Origin of the sequence: Noviherbaspirillum autotrophicum (assembly GCF_000818395.1) — a bacterium.
Lineage (GTDB): Bacteria > Pseudomonadota > Gammaproteobacteria > Burkholderiales > Burkholderiaceae_D > Noviherbaspirillum > Noviherbaspirillum autotrophicum.
This window is the reverse complement of record NZ_JWJG01000028.1, coordinates 4,895,209-4,910,112: the sequence shown is the minus strand read 5'-3', so window position 1 is coordinate 4,910,112 and position 14,904 is coordinate 4,895,209. Positions and strand designations below refer to the sequence as shown.

The window sequence follows — 14,904 nt, the reverse complement described above, 5'->3', positions numbered from 1 at the left end:
CACCGCCTATGCGATGTGTGCCGGAATGCCCGAGATTAGCAGATGGCGCCGGAAACTTCAGGAAGGATCAATGTCCTTCCTGGCGTACCTGCTCCGGCTGCGCCGTATGGCCAGTGCGGGTGCGCCTGCGCAGGCGGATATTGAGCATTTCCACCACGACCGAGAAGGCCATCGCGCTGTAGATATATCCCTTCGGCACATGATTGCCGAATCCTTCGGCGATCAGCACGACCGCGACCACCACCAGGAACGACAGGGCCAGCATCTTGATGGTCGGATGCTCCGCGACGAAAAGGCCGATCGGGCGGGCGAAGAACATCATCAGGCCGACCGAGGCGATCACGGCGGCGATCATCACCGGTAACTGGTCGACCATGCCGACGGCGGTGATGATGGAGTCGAGCGAGAACACCAGATCGATCAGCATGATCTGCACGATGGCGGAGGCGAAGCTGAGCTTTTTGGCGGCGGTCACGGCGCCTTCCGCGCCTTCGAAGGTGTCGTGGATTTCGCCGACGCTCTTCCACAGCAGGAACAGGCCGCCGCCAACCAGCACCAGGTCGCGTCCGGAGAACTCCCACTGGCCAACGGCAAACAGCGGCGCGGTCAAGCCGACGATCCACGACAGCACCAGCAGCAGGGCGATGCGCATGAACATCGCGAGGAACAGGCCGAGGCGGCGCGCCAGCTCTTGCTGCGCGCGCGGCAGCTTGGCGACCAGGATCGAGATGAAAATGATGTTGTCGATGCCCAGCACCAGTTCCAGCGAGGTCAGGGTGAGCAGGGCAATCCAGGCTTGCGGGTCGAGCAGCAGTTCGAGCATGGCGTGACTTGGTTGGTTTTACAAAAAAAGGGCGCCGGATACGACGCCCTTAAACACTTCACAGGTACATGGGACAAGCAGGTTTAATCGTTGCTTGCAAAGCCCAGCAAATGCAGCAGGCTGGTGAACAGGTTGAAGATCGTCACATACAGGCTTACCGTCGCCATCACGTAGTTGGTTTCGCCGCCGCGCACGATATTGCTGGTTTCAAACAGGATCATGCCGGACATGAGCAGCACGAAGATCGCGGACACGGCCAGCGACAGCGCCGGAATCTGGAACAGGATCGCCGCGATGCCCGCCAGGAAGGCCACCAGTACGCCGACGAACAAAAAGCCGCCCATGAACGTGAAGTCGCGCTTGGACACCAGCGCATACGCCGACAAGCCAAGGAAGATCGCGGCGGTGCCGCCCATGGCGGTCATTACGATCTGCGCGCCGTTGGGCATGTGCAGGTAATGGCTGATGATCGGCCCCAGCGTGTAACCCATGAAGCCGGTCAGCGCGAACACGAAGGCCACGCCCAGGCCGCGGTCGCGGAACTTGTTGACCAAAAACAGCAGGCCGAAATAGCCGGCCAGCGTCAGCAGCATGCCCGGGCGCGGCAAGCCGAGCGCGGCGGACGCGCCGGCAGTCACGGCGGAAAAGGCCAGCGTGAGCGACAGCAGCATATAGGTATTGCGCAGCACGCGATGCGCCGAAGCGTCGATCACGGTGGTGGCCGAGCGGCTGCGCAGTGAACCGGCGCGCAGCGAAGTATAGCGGTCATTCATAATTCATCCCTTTCGGAAAAATACAGACAGTCAGGCAGTAAGATTGGTATGCGATGCATGGCTACATCGGACACTCCCATCAACGTCGACAGAGGCTATGTTATAACGCTTGCATCGCATTAAAAAGCGAAGATAATAGAAGCTTTGTTTCGTAAAAACCGAAGAATGAAAAATGCCGCGCTGAACTATCGCCATCTCTATTATTTCTGGGTTGTTGCCAAGGAAGGGAGCGTGACGCGGGCCGCCGAGCGGCTCGACGTGGCGGTCCAGACGATCAGTGCGCAACTTGCTCTGCTGGAGCAGGCCATCGGCAAGGCCTTGCTTGCGCCGCAGGGCCGCCGCCTGGTGCTGACCGAGGCCGGACGCGTGGCACTCGGTTACGCCGATCAGATTTTCCTGCTGGGCGAGCAAATGCAGGAAGTCCTGGCTGAAACCGACGTGGGCCGCACCATGCGCCTGGCGGTCGGGATTTCCGATTCCTTGCCGAAACTGATTGCATCGCGCCTGCTCGATGCGGCATTGAAACTGCCGCAAAAGATCAAGCTGATTTGCTACGAAGACGATTTCGAATCGCTGCTCGGCAACTTGTCGGTGCACAAGCTCGACGTGGTCTTGACCGACCGGCCGGTGCCTTCTGGAACGACTTTGCGCGTGTTTAGTCATTTGCTGGGGGAAAGCGAAATTTCGCTGTTCGGCTTGCCCGAAATGGCCAAGCGCTACCGCCCGAAATTCCCGGCCAGCCTCAATGGCGCGCCGCTGCTGCTGCCCACGCGCGGCAACGCCATTCGCGGCCGGCTCGACCACTGGTTCGAGAACCATGACGTGCGCCCGGACGTGGTCGGCGAGTTCGACGACAATGCGCTGCTGAACACCTTCGGGCGCAACGGCGTCGGCCTGTTCCCCGCGCCGTCGGCGCTGGCCAAGGATGTGCGCGAGCAGTTCGGCGCAGTGCCGGTGGGCGAGCTGGCTCAGGTGCGCGAACAGTTCTACGCGATTTCGAACGAGCGCAAGATCAAGCATCCGGCGGTCGAGGCGATCCTGTCGGCGATCCACGGCAAGGAATTCATGCGCTAGAACGATTCCCTGACCATGCGCAGCCGGATTTTCTCGATCGCGCGCGACGGCCGCAGGCCTTTCGGACAGACTTCCGAACAATTCATGATGGTGCGGCAGCGAAACAGCCGGTAGGCGTCGTTCAAATCGTCGAGCCGCTCCTGCGTGGCCTGATCGCGGCTGTCGACGATGAAGCGGCACGCTTGCAGCAGGCCGGCCGGCCCGACGAACTTGTCGGGGTTCCACCAGAACGACGGGCACTGGCTGGAGCAGCAGGCGCACAGGATGCATTCGTACAGGCCGTCGAGCTCGTCGCGCTGCTGCGGCGACTGCAGCCGCTCCTTCTCGGGCGGCGTGTCGTGGTTGATCAGGTACGGCTTGACCGAATGGTACTGCCTGAAAAACTGTGTCATGTCGACCACCAGGTCGCGGATCACCGGAAAGCTCGGCAGCGGGCGCAATTCGACCGGCTCCCGCAGGCTCCTGACCGGCGTGATGCAGGCCAGGCCATTGCGGCCATTGATGTTGATCGCGTCGGAGCCGCACACGCCTTCGCGGCAGGAGCGCCGGATGCTGAGCGAGTCGTCTTCCATCTTGATGCGCAGGATCGCATCGAGCAGCATGTGGTCGGTCGGCGCTAGCGCGATGTCGTAATCCTGCATGTAGGGGCGCGCATCGGCGTCCGGGTCATAGCGGTAAATGGAAAATTTCATGCGCGCCCCATCTCGGTGAATCCGCCATCAGGCTGGCGCCAGCAGCAGGATGCGGGCCACCCACAAGGCCATGCCGCCCAGCGCGAATGCCAGCAGCGCCAGCAATGCCACGCGCAGCGCCAGCGGCTGCACGTAGTCCATCATCACATCGCGCAATCCGACCCAGGCATGCAGCAGCAGCGCGGCGAAAAACAGCGCGATCGCGGTGCGCGTCAGCGGCGCGGCGAGCCAGGCGCGCCATTCGTCGTAGGAATGCGGCCGGCCTGCGGCAAGGCGCAACAGCGCGATGATGCAGAACAGCAGCATGTAGACGGCGGTGACGCGCTGCACCAGCCAGGCGCGCAGTCCGGACAGCGCCTTTTTCAAAACACTGCTCCGATGCTCAAGAGCGCGATGAAGGCCGCGCCGCAGTTGACCGCCCATGCACTGGCGCGCGCAGGGCGCAGCTCGGACCCGATGTCGATGTCGCTGAGCAGGTGGCGCAGGCCCGCCAGCAGATGGTGCGTCAGCGCCCAGACGAACAGCACCAGCAGCAGCTTGATGCCCGTGCGCTCGAGCAGCGCGGCCGCCTGCGCATAGCCTTGCGGCCCGCGCAGCGACAGGTCCAGCAGGTAGATGCCGAACGGCGTGCCAAGCGCCAGCAGTACGCCGCTGATGCGGTGCGCGATCGAGGTGCAGGCGCCGACCGGCAGCTGGATCTGCGTCAGGTTGAAGAACGTCGGCCGCGAGGCTTTCATGTTGTCCGCCGTGCAAGAAAAACTGCCGGAATCGGAACCGATCGGCATGTTCCGCAATGGATGACTTTTTTATATCGGAGAAGTTCCGCCATCGGCCGCATTACCGGGGGACTTGCAAAATCGGTTTAATAGGACTAAATTGGTACTGTTTAAAAATTACCCGCAACGACGATGCTAAGACTGAGCAAGATGGCCGACTACGGCACGGTGGTGCTGACCGCGATGATCGGCGAGCCGGAGCGCAGCCGCAGCGCCGCCGAAATCGCCGCCGCGATCCATGTGCCGGTGCCTACCGTTAGCAAGATCCTCAAGATCCTGGGGCGCGGCGGCCTGGTCGCGTCGCTGCGCGGCGCGCGTGGCGGCTACCTGCTGGCGCGGCCGGCTGCCGAGATCACGCTGGCCGACATCATCCATGCGATGGACGGGCCGATCGGCATGACCGAATGCAGCGTCACGCCCGGCCTGTGCACCCAGGAAGCGGCGTGCGCGGTGCGCGCCAACTGGCAGCGCATCAACCGCGCGGTGCTCGGCGTGCTGCGCGAGATCACGCTCGACCAAATGATCGCGCCGGTGCCGCAGCCGGTCGACGCCAGCGCGCTGACCCGCAAGCGCACATCCGCAACGAACAGGACACAGGAAACGACATCATGAGCAACGCGACCACTGCACTCGACGACGTCATCGGCGGCGAATACCGGCACGGCTTCGTCACCGATCTGGAAACCGACACGGTGCCGCGCGGCCTGAGCGAGGACACCGTCCGCCTGATCTCGGCGCGCAAGAACGAGCCCGCCTTCATGCTGGAATGGCGGCTGAAGGCATTCCGCCACTGGCTGACGATGAAGGAGCCGGACTGGGCGGCGGTCCATTATCCGAAGATCGACTACCAGGACATCATCTATTACTCGGCGCCGAAATCGCTCAAGGACCGGCCCAAGAGCCTCGACGAAGTCGACCCGGAACTGCTGCGCACCTATGAAAAGCTCGGCGTGCCGCTGCACGAGCGCGAGCGGCTGGCCGGCGTCGCCGTCGATGCGGTGTTCGACAGCGTATCGGTCGGTACCACCTACAAGGACAAGCTGGCCGAACTGGGCATCATCTTCTGCTCGTTTTCGGAAGCGGTGCAGGAACACCCGGAGCTGGTGCAGCAATACCTAGGCTCGGTGGTGCCGTATTCCGACAACTTCTTCGCCACGCTCAATTCGGCGGTGTTCTCGGACGGCTCGTTCTGCTACATCCCGCCCGGCGTGCGCTGCCCGATGGAGCTGTCCACCTATTTCCGCATCAATGCCAAGGACACTGGCCAGTTCGAGCGCACCCTGATCATCGCCGACGAAGGCGCGTACGTCAGCTATCTCGAAGGCTGCACCGCGCCGATGCGCGACGAAAACCAGCTGCATGCGGCGGTGGTGGAGCTGGTGGCGCTGGACAACGCGAAGATCAAGTACTCGACCGTGCAGAACTGGTACCCCGGCGACAAGAATGGGCTGGGCGGCATCTACAACTTCGTCACCAAGCGCGGCGACTGCCGCGGCGCGCACTCGCATATCTCGTGGACCCAGGTCGAGACCGGCTCGGCCATCACCTGGAAGTATCCGAGTGTGCTGCTGCGCGGCGACCATTCGACCGGCGAGTTCTATTCGGTCGCGCTGACCAACAACTACCAGCAGGCCGACACCGGCACCAAGATGATCCACCTCGGGCGCAACACGAGCAGCACCATCGTATCGAAGGGCATCTCCGCCGGGCACGGGCAAAACGCCTATCGCGGGCTGGTGAAGGTGATGAAGAACGCCGACGGCGCGCGCAACTACACCCAGTGCGATTCGCTGCTGCTGGGCGAGCTGTGCGGTGCGCACACCTTCCCGTACATCGAGGTCAGGAACCCGACGGCCAGCGTCGAGCACGAGGCGTCGACCTCGCGCATCGGCGAGGACCAGCTGTTCTACTGCCGCCAGCGCGGGCTGTCGGCGGAAGACGCGGTGTCGATGATCGTCAACGGCTTTTGCAAGGAAGTGTTCAAGGAATTGCCGATGGAATTTGCGGTGGAAGCACAAAAACTGCTGAGCGTGAGCCTGGAAGGCAGCGTTGGTTAACAAGGAAAAGCAAACATGTTGAAAATCACTAATCTCCATGCATCGGTCGACGGCAACGAGATCCTGCGCGGCCTGAACCTCACCGTAAATGCCGGCGAAGTGCACGCCATCATGGGGCCGAACGGCTCCGGCAAGAGCACGCTGGCGCAGGTGCTGGCCGGGCGCGACAACTATCACGTCACCGCGGGCGAAGTGCTGTACCAGGGGCGCGACCTGCTGCCGCTGGCACCCGAGGAGCGCGCGCGCGAAGGCGTGTTCCTCGCCTTTCAGTATCCGGTCGAGATCCCCGGCGTGAGCAACGTCTACCTGCTCAAGGCGGCGGTCAACAACGTGCGCAAGCACCGCGGGCTGCCGGAGCTCGACGCGATGGAGTTTTTGAAGCTCATCAAGCAAAAGATGAAGCAAATGCAGATGAGCGACGAGCTGCTGTACCGCTCGGTGAACGAAGGTTTTTCCGGCGGCGAGAAAAAGCGCAACGAAGTGCTGCAGATGGCGCTCTTGGAACCGAAGCTGGCGATCCTCGACGAAACCGACTCCGGCCTCGACATCGACGCGCTGCAGCTCGTCGCGCAGGGCATCAACGCGCTGCGCAGCCCGGAGCGCGCCATGATCATGGTCACGCACTACCAGCGGCTGCTCGACTACGTGGTGCCGGATTTCGTGCACGTGCTGTCACAGGGGCGCATCGTCAAGACCGGCGGCAAGGAGCTGGCGCTGGAGCTGGAAGAGCGCGGCTACGGCTGGCTCGAGGAAGCGCCGGCGCGCCAGGCAAAACCGGTGCGCGCTGCACGCACCGCGGGAGCATGACGATGAACGACGCCCGCGATCATTACCTTTCCGACTACGCCCGCGTGGCTGCCGCGCTGCCCGGCGCTGGCCTGCCGTGGCTGGCGCGTCAGCGCGCCGGCGCGCTCGACCTGTTCGCGCAGCGCGGCTTTCCCGGCAAGCGCGACGAGGACTGGAAATACACCAGCGTGGCCGCGCTGCTGCAGCAGCCGTTCGTGGCGAGCTGCGGCGCGGCTGACCATGTGGCGGACGACACGCCCTCGGCGGCCGCGATCCTGTCTTGCCTGGCGCTGCCGCAGGACGGCAGCCACCTGCTGGTATTCCACAACGGCCGCTACCTGCCGGCGCTGTCTGCGCTCGGGAGGCTGCCGGCCGGCGTCCAGCTGGACAGCATTGCGCACATGCTCGACACCGATCCCGATGCGCTGCAACCGTATCTGGCTGGCGGCGACGATGGCGAGCCGCAGGCCGCGTTCGATGCGCTCAATGCCGCCTTCATGGCTGACGGCGCCTGGCTGCGCCTGTCGCGCGGCACCGTGCTGGAAGCGCCCTTGCACCTGCTTTTCATCGCCACCGAGGAAGGCGCCGCGCATCACCTGCGCAACCTGATTGTGGCGGATGAGGGCGCGCAGGCGACAGTAATAGAGCACTATGTCGGCGCCGACGGCGCGCGCTACTTCAACAACGTCGTCACCCGCATCTACGCCGCGCCCGGCGCCGGCGTCGAGCACCACAAGCTGCAGCAGGACGGCGCCGAGGCGTTCCATATCGCCGGCATCCACGCGCGCCAGCAGCGCGACAGCCGCATCGCCTCGCACGCCTTCACGCTGGGCGGCGCCCTGACGCGCAACGACATCAGCACCGTGTTCGACGCGCCCGGATGCGAGGCCACGCTCAACGGCCTGTACCTGGTGGGCGGCAGCCAGCATGTCGATACCCATACCCGAATCGATCACCGCCAGCCCAACGGCACCAGCAGCGAGCACTATCGCGGCGTGCTCGACGGGCACGCGCACGCGGTCTTCAACGGCAAGGTGATCGTGCACCCCGGCGCGCAAAAAACTAATGCCTACCAGGCCAACCACAACCTGCTGCTGTCGCGCGACGCCGAAGTCGACACCAAGCCGCAGCTGGAAATCTTCGCCGACGACGTCAAGTGCAACCACGGCGCGACCGTCGGCCAGCTCGACGAGACGCAGCTGTTCTACCTGCGCTCGCGCGGCATCGCCGAGGCGGCGGCACGCAGCCTGCTGGTGCACGCGTTCGCGCATGACGTCATCGAGCGCATCCGGGTCGCGTCGCTGCGCGCGCGGCTCGAGCAATTGCTGCTGGCGCGCCTGCCCCAGCAAGAACGTATCGGAGGACTATGATGAAAATGGAATCGGAAGTGCTGCGAGCGCCCCAGGACGACGCCGTCGCGCGCTGGCGCGCCGACTTTCCGCTGCTGCGCGAGAGCGTGCACGGCAAGCCGCTGGTGTATCTCGACAACGCCGCCACCACCCACAAGCCGCAGGCGGTGATCGAGGCCGAGGCGGCGTTCTACCGCCATGACAATTCCAACGTGCACCGCGGCGTGCATGCATTGAGCCAGCGCGCCACCGACCGCTACGAGGCGGCGCGCGAGAAGGTGCGACAGTTCATCAACGCCGCGTCCGTGCAGGAAATCGTGTTCGTGCGCGGCACCACCGAGGCGATCAACCTGGTCGCGCAGAGCTATGCGCGGGTGCGCCTGGGGCCGGACGACAACGTGGTCATCAGCGCGATGGAGCACCATTCGAACATCGTGCCGTGGCAGATGGCATGCGCGCAGACCGGTGCGGAGCTACGGGTGGTGCCGATCAACGACGCCGGCGAACTCGATCTCGACATGGTCGAGCGGCTGATCGGGCCGGGCACCAAGCTGGTCGCCGTCACCCACCTGTCCAACGCGCTCGGCACGATCGCGCCGGTCAAGCGCATCATCGAGATCGCCCACGCGCATCACGTGCCGGTGCTGCTCGACGGCGCGCAGGCGATCGCGCACCTGGGTGTGGACGTGCGCGCGCTCGATGCCGATTTCTACGCGTTTTCGGGACACAAGATCTACGGCCCGACCGGCATCGGCGTGCTGTACGGTAAGGCGGTGCTGCTGGAAGCGATGCCGCCCTATCAGGTCGGCGGCGACATGATCCGCTCGGTTACCTTCGGCCAGACCGAGTACAACGAGCTGCCCTACAAGTTCGAGGCCGGCACGCCCAACATCGCCGGCGCTATCGCGCTGGGCGAAGCGCTCGACTACGTCGCGGCGCTGGGTCTGGACGCCATCGCCGCGCACGAGCATGCGCTGCTGGAGTACGCCACCGCGCAGGCTGGTGCGATTTCCGGCCTGAAGATCGTCGGCACCGCGCGCGACAAGGCCAGCATCCTGTCCTTCACGCTCGATGGCGTGCATCCGCACGACATTGGCACCATCCTCGACCATGACGGCGTGGCGATCCGCGCCGGCCATCACTGCGCCATGCCGGTGATGCAGCGCTTCGGCATCGCCGGCACCGCGCGCGCCTCGTTTGCGCTGTACAACACGCGCGCCGAAGTCGATGCGCTGGTGGCGGCACTGGCGCGCGTGCAGGAGATGTTTCAGCGATGAGCGACTTGCGCGATCTCTACCAGGAAGTGATCTTCGACCACTACCGGAAGCCACGCAACTTCCATGCGCTGGCCGCGGCTAACCATGTCGCGCACGGCCACAACCGGCTGTGCGGCGACCAGCTCACGGTCTACCTGAAGGTGGCCGGCGACGTGATCGAGGATGTCAGCTTCGAAGGAGCCGGGTGCGCGATCTCGACCGCGTCGGCGTCGCTGATGACCGACGCCTTGAAGGGCAAAACGCTCGACGAGGCCGAACGCCTGTTCCGGCAATTCCACGAGATGGTCACGCAGGACGATGCCGAACCGGACCCCGCGCTGGGCAAGCTGGAAGTGCTGGCCGGCGTGCGCGAGTTCCCGGCGCGGATCAAGTGCGCGACGCTGGCCTGGCACACGCTGCAGGCAGCGTTGAAGGATCGCGCCGCGCCGGTGTCGACCGAATGAAAGATGGAGAATGAACATGCAAGAACAACTGCCCACTGAAGCGCACGGCGCCGAGGACGAACTGCGGCAGGATATCGTCACGGTGCTGCGCACGATCTACGATCCTGAAATCCACGTCAACATCCTCGACCTGGGCCTGATCTACGTGCTCGATATCGACCCGCAGGGCAATGTCGAAATTGAAATGACGCTGACCGCGCCGGCCTGCCCGGTGGCCGGCACCTTCCCGTCGGTGGTCGAGGCCCGCGTCGCCGAAGTGCCGGGCGTGCAGTCCGTGCACGTCGAGCTGGTCTGGGAGCCGCCATGGAGCATCGATTCGATGTCGGAAGAAACCCGGCTCGAACTCGGCCTTCTATAGGAATGCCGGGGGGCATGGCGGCGTGGCTTATTCCGCCGTAACCGGAATCGGCCCGCCGCCCGCCTGCTTCTTCTTCAGCAAAAACACCAGCGGCAGCATCGCCACGAAACTCCAGGTAATGAGCTGGAATACGTCGATCATCGCCAGCATCTCGGCCTGCCGCGCCACCTGTTCGGCGATCAGGGCCGCCGCCTTCGGGCTGTCCGGCGGCAGGTGCAATCCCCGCAGATAGTGCTGCACCGCCGGATTGAAGCGGGTCAGGTGGCCGCCGAGTTCGTTCCACAGCACCTGTCCCTGGCGCGACAGCAGCGTGGTGACGATCGAAATGCCGATGGCCGAGCCCATCGTACGCACCAGGCTGTACAGGCCGGCGGCTTCGGCCATGCGCGCGCGCGGCAGCGTGGCGTAGGCGATGGTCGACAGCGGCACGAAGATCAGGCCCATGCCGAGGCCCTGCAGCATGGCCGGCCAGACGATCCAAAAGGCGTTGATGTCGAGCGAATAATGCGTCATGAAGTGCGAGCCGACCGCGCTGATCAGCATCCCGGCGCCGACCAGCACGCGCGCGTCGGTGCGGCCGACCAGGCGGCCGACGAGCAGCATGCTGACGGCGGTGGCAATGCCGCGCGGCGCCATGATCATGCCGGTGGTCAGGATCGGATAGTTCAGCAGCCGCTCCAGCAGGATCGGCTGAACCACGATGGTGCCGAACATGCCCAGGCCGAGCAGCGCAATGACCAGGCAGGCAGTGGCGAAGTTGCGGTCGGTGAAGATGCGGATGTCAAACAGCGCGCGCTGTTTCGCGCGCAGGCTGTACCAGGAAAAGCCCGCGATGCCGACCACGCCGAGCACGGCGGCGATGCGGATGTCGGCGGCCGCCAGCCAGTCCTGCTGGTTGCCGCGGTCGAGCGCGTACTGCGAGCCGGCCACGCCGGCGGCCAGCAGCACCAGCCCCGGCCAGTCCATCTTGCGCGCCTTCTTTTGCGTCTCCGGCACGAATTGCGACGCCAGGAACCACGACAGCGCGCCGACCGGCACATTGATGTAAAACGTCCAGCGCCAGCTTGCCACTTCGGTCAGCCAGCCGCCCATGGTGGGGCCCAGCACCGGCCCGACCATCACTCCCAGGCCCCACAGCGCCATCGCCTTGCCGCGCTCCTCCGGCGGATAGGCGTCGCTCATGATCGCCTGCGACAGCGGCACCAGCGCGGCGCCGAACATGCCCTGCAACATGCGAAAAAGCACGATCTGAACCACGTTCCCGGCGATGCCGCACAATGCCGACGCGCCGACGAAGCCGGCGATACAGATGAGGAGGTAGCGCTTGCGTCCGAGGATGTCGGAGAAGTAGCCGGTGAGCGGCATGAAGATGGCGGCGGTCACCAGGTAGCTGGTGAGCACCCAGCTGATCTGGTCGGTGGTCGCGCCCAGTTCGCCCTGCATGTGCGGCAGCGCGACGTTGACGATGGTGGTGTCGAGCACCTGAATCAGCGTGGCGGACATCACCGCCAGCGTGATCATCAGGCGCGACGCCTTGTCCGGTTCCTGTGCCATGGTTATCCGGAGGCGGGCGGCGCGACAGCCACCAGGATGCTGCACGGCGCGCGCTCCAGCAGCGTCGCATCCTCCGCATCGCTCCACCAGCGCGCCAGCCGGCTGCGATGGCGGTGCCCCAGCACGATCAGGTCGACGCCCAGCGCGCGCGCGGCGCTATCGATCTGCCCGATCGGGTCGCCGAAGGCGATGTAGCCGTGCGCGTCGAGCCCCCTTTCCTTGAGCCACGCGACGCCTTCCTTCAGGATGCGCGTCGCCTCCTCGTTTTCCTGGCGGATCATCGTCTCGCTCACGCCTTCCGGAATGGTGCGGCCGGCCAGGGTGCGGATGATGGCGAGCAGATGCGTTTCCGCCTGCATGCACAGCGCGACGTCGGCGCCGTCCTTCAACGCGTTGCGGCCCTCGACTGAGCCGTCGTAGCAGAGCAGGATCTTGCGGTACATGCGGTCATCCCCTGTGGTTGTCGCGAAGCGCCACTTCGACCGTCGCCGTGGTGCCGATGCGCAGCGGATGCGCCGGGTCGGCATCGGTGATGCGCACGCGCACCGGCACGCGCTGCGTGACCTTGACCCAGTTGCCGGTCGCGTTCTGCGGCGGCAGCAGCGAAAACGCGGTGCCAGCGCCGCCGCTGACGCTTTCCACCACGCCGTGAAACGGATGGTCCGGATACATGTCGACGGTGACCGTGGCCGCCTCGCCGGGACGGATGCGCTCCAGCTCGGTTTCCTTGAAATTGGCATCGGCCCAGTATTCCTGGCTGCTGATGAGCGCGAACAGGGGCGCGCCCGATTGCACGGTATTGCCCGGGCGCAGAGACAGGTTGGCGATGCTGCCGTCGGCCGGCGCCGTCACATGGGTATGTTCGAGGTCGAGCCGGGCCTGGTCGACGGCGGCCTGCGCCGCCTGCACGGTCGCGTTGTGTGTGCCGGTGGCGCCCAGCGTGCTGCGCGCCTGCTCCAGGTTGGCTTGCGCCGCGCGCAGCGCCGCTTCGGCCGTGGCAACCTGGGTACGGGCGGCTTCGGCACCCTGTTTCGACAGGAAGCCTTGCCGCACCAGCTGTTGCTCGCGTCGGTTGTTCGATTGCGCATTCTGCAATTCCGCCTTGCGCTGGTTGACCTGCGCCTCGGCGGCAGCGACCGCCGCGCTTTGCTGCCCGACCGCCTGCCCGGCCAGCTGCAACTGCGCCTGCGCCTTTTCCAGGGCGATACGGTAGGGCTCGGGATCGATTTCGAACAGCGCATCGCCGGCTTTCACCTTCTGGTTGTCGCGAACGAAGACTTGCGTCACCTTGCCGCTGACCTGCGGCGCGATTTCGACCGTGTTGGCATTGATGTAGGCATTGTCGGTGCTGGCATACAGCTGACCATGGCGCCAGTAGCGATAGCCGAAGAGGGCGGCAAGGATCAGCAGCGCGGCGATCGCGAGCCACTTGATGAGCTTTTTCCTGGATAGTCTTTCCTTGCGTATCAACGGTTTTTCAGGTTGCGCTGTTGCGTCCATGACATGCCTGGTTGTCCGGCGGTGGTGCGAGTGATGTTCGATGTATTGGCTGCCGGCCATCCATGCAAAAAACGTGCGCGCAATCCGTGGCCGATCACGCCAGATAATCGATGCGGGGCGGGCTTCAAGTGGTAAATCCGGGCCCGCTATGGGTAAAAAATATTTGGATAGCCATGCGTTACACTACAACGCGTCTCCCATGGAAAAGATTCGCATGAACAACAAAGAACCCTGGCGCCTGGTCCGTCTTCTGGCCGTCACGCAAATCGTGGCGTGGGGTTCGCTTTACTATGCCTTCGCCATCGTCGCGCACGACATCCAGCGCGAGTCCGGTTGGTCCACCGGCGTGGTGTTCGGCGCCTATTCCTGGAGCTTGCTGGCGGCCGGCCTGGCTGCCACGCCGGTCGGCATGCTGATCGACCGCTTCGGCGGCCGGGCCGTGATGAGCTGCGGCTCGGTCTTGGCCGGCAGCGGCATGATTGCGCTTGCCATGGCTCATTCGGTCGCCCTGTACTTCGTCGCCTGGAGCATGGTCGGCGTGGCGATGGCGATGGTGCTGTACGAGGCGGCGTTTGCCACCATTAACCGCGAATTCCTGCTGCATTCGCGCAAGGCAATCTCGGTGCTGACGCTGTTCGGCGGCTTGGCCAGCACCGTGTTCTGGCCGCTGACGCTGCAGCTCAACGCCGCCCTCGGCTGGCGCCACACCTTCCTGACCTACGGCGTGCTGCATCTGGCGCTGTGCGCGCCGCTGCATGTCTTGCTGGGCGCCGGCGGAGCGCGCCGCCTTGCGCAGCATGGCTCAGCCGCGCGCGACCATACCCTGCATGAGGCCGTGCGCGACCCGGCATTCTGGAAGCTGGCATTCGCCTTTGCCTCCAACATGTTCATCTTTTCGGCGCTGTCGGTGCACCTGATCCCGCTGCTGCAGCGCTTCGGCCACCCGGCCGCCACCGCCGTGCTGGTGGCGTCGCTGATCGGGCCGATGCAGGTGGCCGGGCGCCTCGGTGAAATGGCCCTGGCCCACCGCGTGCTGCCGCAAACGGTGGGCCGGTTGACATTTGCCTGCCTGCCGGCGGCGCTGCTGGCGTTGCTGTTCTTTGGAGAAAGCCAGTTCGCCGTGGCTGGATTCTGCATGTTGTACGGCCTGGGCAACGGCATCCTGACCATCGTGCGCGGCACCGTGCCGCAAAGCCTGTTCGGCCGCGAAAACTATGGCGCCATTTCCGGCGCGCTGGCCGGCCCGTCCCTGCTGGCCAAGGCGGCTGGCCCGCTGGCGATGGCCGCCTTTGTCGAATTCAATCCGGCGCCGCGCTGGATGCTTTTCATCCTGCTGGCCGTTTCGCTGGTCTCGCTCGGCTGCTTTCTGGCCGCCGTGAAGGCCCGGCGCGGCGCCATCGACCTGGCGCTGAATTAGAATCACCTCTTTCCATTCAATGAGG

At 64.8% G+C, this 14,904-nt stretch carries 17 protein-coding genes; 9 read left to right on the top strand and 8 right to left on the bottom strand.

The window, feature by feature from the left end; all coding sequences use genetic code 11:
* Positions 1–67: 67 nt before the first annotated feature.
* Both TSA66_RS24145 and TSA66_RS24140 read right to left on the bottom strand, forming a co-directional pair.
* A complete protein-coding gene (locus tag TSA66_RS24145) occupies positions 68–823 on the bottom strand; it encodes a TerC family protein (RefSeq protein ID WP_052452571.1) in 756 nt (251 codons plus the stop codon).
* Between the two features lie 83 nt (positions 824–906).
* Complete coding sequence (locus TSA66_RS24140; RefSeq protein ID WP_040041855.1) at positions 907–1,596, bottom strand: Bax inhibitor-1/YccA family protein; 690 nt, start codon at positions 1,594–1,596, stop codon at positions 907–909.
* Between the two features lie 165 nt (positions 1,597–1,761).
* Between TSA66_RS24140 and nhaR the strand changes: the two genes are divergently transcribed.
* Positions 1,762–2,670, top strand: coding sequence for a transcriptional activator NhaR (nhaR, locus tag TSA66_RS24135; protein WP_040041854.1), 909 nt, complete (start codon positions 1,762–1,764; stop codon positions 2,668–2,670).
* Here the strand turns inward: nhaR and TSA66_RS24130 are convergent.
* From TSA66_RS24130 to sdhC, 3 genes are read right to left on the bottom strand one after another with little or no spacing between them, the layout of a single operon-like run.
* Positions 2,667–3,362 (bottom strand): succinate dehydrogenase iron-sulfur subunit, encoded by a 696-nt coding sequence (locus TSA66_RS24130; protein WP_040041853.1) that lies wholly within the window; start codon positions 3,360–3,362, stop codon positions 2,667–2,669. The two genes, nhaR and TSA66_RS24130, sit on opposite strands and share 4 nt — an antisense overlap.
* A gap of 27 nt (positions 3,363–3,389) precedes the next feature.
* Positions 3,390–3,728 carry a succinate dehydrogenase, hydrophobic membrane anchor protein gene (gene sdhD / locus TSA66_RS24125; protein WP_040041852.1) on the bottom strand — a complete coding sequence of 113 codons (339 nt, stop codon included), beginning with the start codon at positions 3,726–3,728 and terminating at the stop codon, positions 3,390–3,392.
* Complete coding sequence (sdhC, locus tag TSA66_RS24120) at positions 3,725–4,099, bottom strand: succinate dehydrogenase, cytochrome b556 subunit (protein WP_040042969.1); 375 nt, start codon at positions 4,097–4,099, stop codon at positions 3,725–3,727. Before sdhC ends, sdhD begins: the two co-directional genes overlap by 4 nt.
* A gap of 171 nt (positions 4,100–4,270) precedes the next feature.
* Between sdhC and TSA66_RS24115 the strand changes: the two genes are divergently transcribed.
* Genes TSA66_RS24115 through TSA66_RS24085 form a run of 7 tightly spaced genes read left to right on the top strand, consistent with a single transcriptional unit; the run spans position 4,271 to position 10,408 of the window.
* The gene (locus tag TSA66_RS24115) at positions 4,271–4,750 is read left to right on the top strand and encodes an SUF system Fe-S cluster assembly regulator (RefSeq protein ID WP_040041851.1); all 480 of its coding nucleotides are present in this window, start codon (positions 4,271–4,273) and stop codon (positions 4,748–4,750) included.
* On the top strand, positions 4,747–6,195 hold the full coding sequence (sufB, locus tag TSA66_RS24110) for a Fe-S cluster assembly protein SufB (RefSeq protein ID WP_040041850.1): 1,449 nt from the start codon (positions 4,747–4,749) through the stop codon (positions 6,193–6,195). The genes TSA66_RS24115 and sufB overlap by 4 nt, the downstream gene beginning before the upstream one ends.
* Positions 6,196–6,210: 15 nt before the next feature.
* Positions 6,211–7,002, top strand: coding sequence for a Fe-S cluster assembly ATPase SufC (gene sufC / locus TSA66_RS24105; protein ID WP_040041849.1), 792 nt, complete (start codon positions 6,211–6,213; stop codon positions 7,000–7,002).
* A 2-nt stretch (positions 7,003–7,004) separates the two neighbouring features.
* Positions 7,005–8,351: a Fe-S cluster assembly protein SufD gene (gene sufD, locus TSA66_RS24100; protein ID WP_040041848.1), complete on the top strand. Its 1,347-nt coding sequence runs from the start codon at positions 7,005–7,007 to the stop codon at positions 8,349–8,351.
* Complete coding sequence (locus TSA66_RS24095; RefSeq protein WP_040041847.1) at positions 8,351–9,607, top strand: cysteine desulfurase; 1,257 nt, start codon at positions 8,351–8,353, stop codon at positions 9,605–9,607. Before sufD ends, TSA66_RS24095 begins: the two co-directional genes overlap by 1 nt.
* Positions 9,604–10,050: a Fe-S cluster assembly sulfur transfer protein SufU gene (gene sufU / locus TSA66_RS24090; protein ID WP_040041846.1), complete on the top strand. Its 447-nt coding sequence runs from the start codon at positions 9,604–9,606 to the stop codon at positions 10,048–10,050. Before TSA66_RS24095 ends, sufU begins: the two co-directional genes overlap by 4 nt.
* A 16-nt stretch (positions 10,051–10,066) precedes the next feature.
* On the top strand, positions 10,067–10,408 hold the full coding sequence (locus TSA66_RS24085; RefSeq protein ID WP_232429537.1) for an iron-sulfur cluster assembly protein: 342 nt from the start codon (positions 10,067–10,069) through the stop codon (positions 10,406–10,408).
* Positions 10,409–10,435: 27 nt separating this feature from the next.
* Here the strand turns inward: TSA66_RS24085 and TSA66_RS24080 are convergent, their stop codons facing one another.
* From TSA66_RS24080 to TSA66_RS24070, 3 genes are read right to left on the bottom strand one after another with little or no spacing between them, the layout of a single operon-like run.
* Positions 10,436–11,962, bottom strand: coding sequence for a DHA2 family efflux MFS transporter permease subunit (locus TSA66_RS24080; RefSeq protein ID WP_040041844.1), 1,527 nt, complete (start codon positions 11,960–11,962; stop codon positions 10,436–10,438).
* 2 nt (positions 11,963–11,964) lie between these two features.
* Entirely contained in the window at positions 11,965–12,405 is a 441-nt protein-coding gene (locus TSA66_RS24075; protein WP_052452570.1) for a universal stress protein, read from the bottom strand.
* 4 nt (positions 12,406–12,409) lie between these two features.
* The gene (locus TSA66_RS24070) at positions 12,410–13,462 is read right to left on the bottom strand and encodes an HlyD family secretion protein (protein WP_157691776.1); all 1,053 of its coding nucleotides are present in this window, start codon (positions 13,460–13,462) and stop codon (positions 12,410–12,412) included.
* 214 nt (positions 13,463–13,676) lie between these two features.
* Here TSA66_RS24070 and TSA66_RS24065 point away from each other — a divergent pair, with 214 nt between their 5' ends.
* Positions 13,677–14,879: an MFS transporter gene (locus TSA66_RS24065; RefSeq protein WP_040042967.1), complete on the top strand. Its 1,203-nt coding sequence runs from the start codon at positions 13,677–13,679 to the stop codon at positions 14,877–14,879.
* Positions 14,880–14,904: the final 25 nt, after the last annotated feature.

Coding starts and splice junctions, on each gene's coding strand:
- TSA66_RS24145 (WP_052452571.1), bottom strand. CDS start 823: ATGCTCGAACTGCTGCTCGACCCGCAAGCCTGGATTGCCCTGCTCACC.
- TSA66_RS24140 (WP_040041855.1), bottom strand. CDS start 1,596: ATGAATGACCGCTATACTTCGCTGCGCGCCGGTTCACTGCGCAGCCGC.
- nhaR (WP_040041854.1), top strand. CDS start 1,762: ATGAAAAATGCCGCGCTGAACTATCGCCATCTCTATTATTTCTGGGTT.
- TSA66_RS24130 (WP_040041853.1), bottom strand. CDS start 3,362: ATGAAATTTTCCATTTACCGCTATGACCCGGACGCCGATGCGCGCCCC.
- sdhC (WP_040042969.1), bottom strand. CDS start 4,099: ATGAAAGCCTCGCGGCCGACGTTCTTCAACCTGACGCAGATCCAGCTG.
- TSA66_RS24115 (WP_040041851.1), top strand. CDS start 4,271: ATGCTAAGACTGAGCAAGATGGCCGACTACGGCACGGTGGTGCTGACC.
- sufB (WP_040041850.1), top strand. CDS start 4,747: ATGAGCAACGCGACCACTGCACTCGACGACGTCATCGGCGGCGAATAC.
- sufC (WP_040041849.1), top strand. CDS start 6,211: ATGTTGAAAATCACTAATCTCCATGCATCGGTCGACGGCAACGAGATC.
- sufD (WP_040041848.1), top strand. CDS start 7,005: ATGAACGACGCCCGCGATCATTACCTTTCCGACTACGCCCGCGTGGCT.
- TSA66_RS24095 (WP_040041847.1), top strand. CDS start 8,351: ATGAAAATGGAATCGGAAGTGCTGCGAGCGCCCCAGGACGACGCCGTC.
- sufU (WP_040041846.1), top strand. CDS start 9,604: ATGAGCGACTTGCGCGATCTCTACCAGGAAGTGATCTTCGACCACTAC.
- TSA66_RS24085 (WP_232429537.1), top strand. CDS start 10,067: ATGCAAGAACAACTGCCCACTGAAGCGCACGGCGCCGAGGACGAACTG.
- TSA66_RS24080 (WP_040041844.1), bottom strand. CDS start 11,962: ATGGCACAGGAACCGGACAAGGCGTCGCGCCTGATGATCACGCTGGCG.
- TSA66_RS24075 (WP_052452570.1), bottom strand. CDS start 12,405: ATGTACCGCAAGATCCTGCTCTGCTACGACGGCTCAGTCGAGGGCCGC.
- TSA66_RS24070 (WP_157691776.1), bottom strand. CDS start 13,462: ATGGACGCAACAGCGCAACCTGAAAAACCGTTGATACGCAAGGAAAGA.
- TSA66_RS24065 (WP_040042967.1), top strand. CDS start 13,677: ATGAACAACAAAGAACCCTGGCGCCTGGTCCGTCTTCTGGCCGTCACG.